General features: G+C 41.4%; 6 protein-coding genes. 2 read left to right on the forward strand and 4 right to left on the reverse strand.

What is annotated here, in order from left to right:
* A partial coding sequence (locus tag FJR37_RS25970) for a response regulator (protein ID WP_168467506.1) occupies positions 1-381 on the reverse strand: 381 nt, incomplete at its 3' end.
* 115 nt (positions 382-496) lie between these two features.
* On the opposite strand from FJR37_RS25970, the gene FJR37_RS25975 reads away from it, so the two are divergent.
* A complete protein-coding gene (locus FJR37_RS25975; protein WP_217355410.1) occupies positions 497-682 on the forward strand; it encodes a hypothetical protein in 186 nt (61 codons plus the stop codon).
* 11 nt (positions 683-693) lie between these two features.
* A complete protein-coding gene (smpB, locus tag FJR37_RS25980; RefSeq protein WP_027400847.1) occupies positions 694-1,164 on the forward strand; it encodes an SsrA-binding protein SmpB in 471 nt (156 codons plus the stop codon).
* A 90-nt stretch (positions 1,165-1,254) separates the two neighbouring features.
* Here smpB and FJR37_RS25985 read toward each other — a convergent pair whose 3' ends face one another.
* The 3 genes from FJR37_RS25985 to coaD form a co-directional block, all read right to left on the reverse strand.
* The gene (locus FJR37_RS25985; RefSeq protein WP_168467508.1) at positions 1,255-2,658 is read right to left on the reverse strand and encodes an IctB family putative bicarbonate transporter; all 1,404 of its coding nucleotides are present in this window, start codon (positions 2,656-2,658) and stop codon (positions 1,255-1,257) included.
* Between the two features lie 651 nt (positions 2,659-3,309).
* On the reverse strand, positions 3,310-4,026 hold the full coding sequence (locus tag FJR37_RS25990) for a DivIVA domain-containing protein (RefSeq protein WP_039204773.1): 717 nt from the start codon (positions 4,024-4,026) through the stop codon (positions 3,310-3,312).
* Positions 3,954-4,487, reverse strand: a complete 534-nt coding sequence (gene coaD, locus FJR37_RS25995; protein ID WP_039204771.1) for a pantetheine-phosphate adenylyltransferase — start codon at positions 4,485-4,487, stop codon at positions 3,954-3,956. The genes FJR37_RS25990 and coaD overlap by 73 nt, the downstream gene beginning before the upstream one ends.
* Between the last annotated feature and the right edge of the window lie 100 nt (positions 4,488-4,587).

A 4,587-nucleotide genomic window follows, 5' to 3' on the forward strand; every position in this document is an offset into this window, starting at 1 on the left:
TTGGATGATTTGCGATCGCTCTAACAAATTACGTATAGCAGCGGCTATCTCTTCCAATTCAAATGGCTTAGACAAATACATATCACAGCCAGACTGATATCCCAAAATTCGTTCTTGAGTTTTCGTTCTTTCTGTCAACAAAATCACAGGTAATAATCGAAACGCCGATAATTGACGAACACGACGCACCAACTCATAACCATTCATCTGTGGCATCATAATATCTGTCACCATCAAATCAGGATGACGCTTTTCAATCATAGCCAAAGCGTCTACACCATTATCAACAGCTATAACATTATACCCGGACAGATCAAGATAATCACTAATAGATAGGCGTGTACCTAAATCGTCATCTGCGACAAGAATAGTCAAGGGCATGGATAGTACACCCCTATAATCTTTTGGTCGAGCAATTTACTGTAATCACAAATATTAATAGACACAAGCAAGAATACTAATTCTATCTCTAATACTATGACAAGATTACTTACTCATGATGACATCATCAATGATTTCTAAAGAAAATATTAAATTTTCACAAATTGTTCATGAAACTTTACGTAATCTCCAAAAAAAAGAGATGATTTTTGACCAATCACCTCTTCCCCAGTCCCTTTGGATTACAATTAAAGAAAAAGCCAGTCTAAAGAAATTTTTGGGCGTATTTATTAAAACTTAAGAAGATTTTTGATGAGTGATAAACAGAGTGAAGGTTACAAAGTTATTTGTGATAATCGGCAAGCACGGTTTTTATATGAAATCATAGAAACCTATGAAGCGGGTATTCAATTGACAGGAACTGAAGTCAAGTCAATTCGTGCCGGTAAAGCCAATTTACAAGATGGTTATGCGTTGCTTCGTGACGGGGAAGCATGGTTAATTAACGTACATATTTCTCCTTATACCTCCAGCGGTGCATATTTTAATCACGAACCCAGACGAACCCGCAAGTTATTACTTCATAAACAAGAACTGCGTAAACTCATTGGTAGGGTACAACAGGAAGGTTTAACCCTCGTCCCCCTAAAAATGTATCTAAAACGGGGCTGGGTAAAAATAGTTATTGCCCTGGGTAAAGGTAAAAAACTCCACGACAAACGCGAAAGCCTCAAACGTCGTGATGATCAACGAGATATGCAAAGGGCAATGAAGAGGTATTAAGAGTCAGGAGTCAGGAGTCAGGAGAAAGAAAGAAGGAGGAAGAAGAAAATTTCTCTTTTCTGCCCCCTATTCCCTCTTAACTGTCACCTGTCACCTGTCACCTGTCACCTGATTCTTCCTTGTTAAAGGTTGCCAATAGCTGGCAACTAAAGCCACCATAAACCACCAGAGGGTATTAACTTCAGGGCGATAGAAGACTGTATCAAATAGACCCTGAGCAAGTATACCTAGGATACTAGCGATCGCCCCAATTAACCATAAGCCCTCGATATTTTTAGTTTCTCGTAATCGTCGCAGTTGCAAAAATCCTGTATTGAAGGTGACGACTATTAACCATAAGAAACAGGTAAAACCCAAAAAGCCAGTTTCCACAATGGTTTCTAGAAACACAGAATAGGCACTTAAAGCCGTAAACCGAGGACGTTGATAGAGAGGATAAACCTTATTAAAAGAACCATGTCCAGGTCCTATACCAATTATCGGGCGATCGCGGATCATTTGAAACACAGATTCCCAGACATTTTTGCGAAAATTATTACTACTGTCTTGGCGGTCAGCAAATATACTCACAACCCGCACCCGGAAAGGTTCGACAAATAACACCCCTATCACCAATAACCCCACCACACTTCCCAACAGAATAGGTAAAGACCAACTCCGCCAAAATGGGGGCATATTTATACTCCACCAATAAATTAGGAATACCGCCACAGTAAACAATCCCACCAACAAAGCAATCCAACCACCGCGACTAAAGGTAAGAATTAAAGTAGCAGCATTGACAAAAAGCATCGTTAATGCTAGTGATTTCCTGATCCAACCTGGCCAAGCCACAATAGCCACCAAACTTAAAACCACAGCCGGCAAAAGATATCCAGCCAATAAATTGGGATTACCTAAATAACTGTAAACCCTGGTAGTCTTAGCCAAAGGTGATTCCGGGTCAACCCAAGTAGCTAAAGCCTTCGCGCCAAAAAACCATTGTCGCAACCCATAGACGCTAACAATCAGGGATATATGCAAATAAAGAGTAATTAACCAAGACCGAAACCGGGGGACTCGCAGCACCCTAGCACAGAGGGCAAACAGCAACAAATAAAGAGTTAATGTTTGTAAATCACCCAAAGCGGCTTTTTTTACCGGTGATAGAGCCGTTGATATCGCCGCAACACCCCAATACAGCAACACTAGCAGGTGAATAGGAGTAACGGAAGCCGCATTGGCTGATTTATTGTCATCCGATAAAGTCAACAGCAGCCAAAAGCCGACACAAGCCACCAACAATAAACCGATTAAAGTAGTAGAAACAAAAGGTGCGAGAGCATAAATAAGGCTAAGTAAGCCAACAGCAATAATATCTCCCCACTGCATTAAGATACTACTTTGTCGCCAAGGCAGCAAAAGTCCCACCAGAAACCGATGTAGGTAACTACCAGACAAATATTCTTTCAGTGGTAAAGAAGATAAAGTCAATCTTTCCCAGACTAAATTCATGGAGAAATACAAAATACAGAAGTTATGCAGTATAGCTTACGGCAAGTCTGGCTGTGAAAATTAATATTCCTTTCCTCAATAGTTTGCCAATACCTTGTCTATTTTTTGTAGGTCGGGTTAAGCGACAGCGCAACCCGACGCATTTGTTGGGTTATGGCTAATGCCTCCGGCGATAGCGAAGCGCTGCTGCAAGCAGTTCGCAGGGATACGCCTCCTGTCAAGGATAAGTGAACGTACCTCAACCAAACCTCGTATCTTAGGGACTTCCAATTAAAAAAATACCCAAAAATTTCTTGTGGTGCGGGCATCTTGCCCGCACCACAAGGACGGGCAGGATGCCCATCCCACAAAATTGGGTAATTTATTTTGGCGTTGCTGAATCGAGGTATGAAATTTCCAAATTGAACCTTTAAAAATCTTACCTTTGCGTCTTTGCGCCTTTGCGTGAGACTAAAATTCATACCCTTAATCAGCAACGCCTTTATTTTTTGGTGTTCCCTTAGAAAACTATGTAAAGTTTTTATTTTTCTCGTTTTCTCGTTCTTATACTCTGTATGGGAATGAATTTATAGAAGGCTCTGACTTCAATAGCAGCAAGAGGCAGAGCCTCTGTGATGGCATTCCCAGTCAGAGACTGGGAACGAGGTTGTACTATCTTTTTTTGGAATTATGCGGGGGGCGTTGTTGGGGGTGATCTCCATTCTTGGGGACACTGGGGGAATTTAATTGTTTGCGACCATTAGTAATAATTTTTAACATTTCCTGAATATCCTGTTCAATATTAGCCAGAACGTTATCAGCGTATTTATCAGCACCATCTTCAATTTCTTCAGCTTGAGAAATTGCAGTTTGGCGCATTTCTTCTAATTCTTGTTGACAAGCGCGACGTTTACGGTCAATTTCTGCGAGGGTGTCTTGCATCATGGCTTCACAATCTTGCTGGACTTGTCGCCGCAGTTGGTCAGCTTCTCGCTGTGCTTGCCTGACAATATCACTTTCGGACAAAATTTGCGCTCTTTTGGCTTGGGCTACGTCTACTACCTGTTGTCCATACTCTTCCGCTTCTAGGAGAATTTCATTCTTTTGAGCCAAAATATTGAGCGCTTCCTGAAACACCGTTGGTAAAGAAAGACGGACAAAATCCAATTGTTCAAGTAATTTATCTTCATCTATTAAGGTACGTCCCGTGAGGGGAATCCTCAAACTAGAGAGAACTATTTCCTCTAATTGGTTGAGTTCGTGCTGAATATCTACCCCTGATGTTGGCGCTGGATTGCCAATGGAAGGGATACCATTCACGTACTCTCGTGGGGGAGGATTGTTGCCGTTATGGTTGGATTCGAGGCTAGGGATTTTTGGTTGTAGCATTGGTATATATCTAGGGCAATGTGTGGGGGAACAAGATGATCAACAGAGCCACCAAACCTGGCAATCTCCTTTACCACACTACTACTTAAAAAACTATACTCATTTGATGTTGCCAGAAAAACTGTCTCGATCTGAGTAGACAATGTTTTATTAGTGTGAGCCATTTGTAGCTCAATCTCAAAGTCAGAAACCGCTCTTAACCCCCGTAACAAAACTTGCGCTTGTTGCATTTGGGCATATTTTACGGTCAAACCGTCAAAGCTGTCTACTCCTACATTTGGTAAATGTTTTGTAGATAGACGAATTTGTTCTAATCTTTGCTCTACTGTAAACAATGGTATTTTACTGGGATTGCGGAGGACGGCAACTATGACTCGTTCAAATAGACGACTACTGCGCTGAATAAGGTCTAAATGTCCCAAGGTGATGGGATCAAAACTACCAGGATAAATAGCAATCACAATGTTATTTTAAGTGATTATATTGACGGATTTTCAAGAGAACTTTATTAAATCTAACACAGGGAGTGGGGGGTGGGGGAGTGGGGGGTAGGGGAGGTGG

Origin of the sequence: Aphanizomenon sp. UHCC 0183 (assembly GCF_009712065.1) — a bacterium.
GTDB classification, from domain to species: Bacteria; Cyanobacteriota; Cyanobacteriia; order Cyanobacteriales; family Nostocaceae; genus Dolichospermum; species Dolichospermum heterosporum.

Bases quoted from the DNA above. Each gene is read 5' to 3' on its own strand.
- FJR37_RS25985 (WP_168467508.1), bottom strand. From the start codon at position 2,658: ATGAATTTAGTCTGGGAAAGATTGACTTTATCTTCTTTACCACTGAAA.
- FJR37_RS25990 (WP_039204773.1), bottom strand. From the start codon at position 4,026: ATGCTACAACCAAAAATCCCTAGCCTCGAATCCAACCATAACGGCAAC.
- smpB (WP_027400847.1), top strand. From the start codon at position 694: ATGAGTGATAAACAGAGTGAAGGTTACAAAGTTATTTGTGATAATCGG.
- FJR37_RS25975 (WP_217355410.1), top strand. From the start codon at position 497: ATGATGACATCATCAATGATTTCTAAAGAAAATATTAAATTTTCACAA.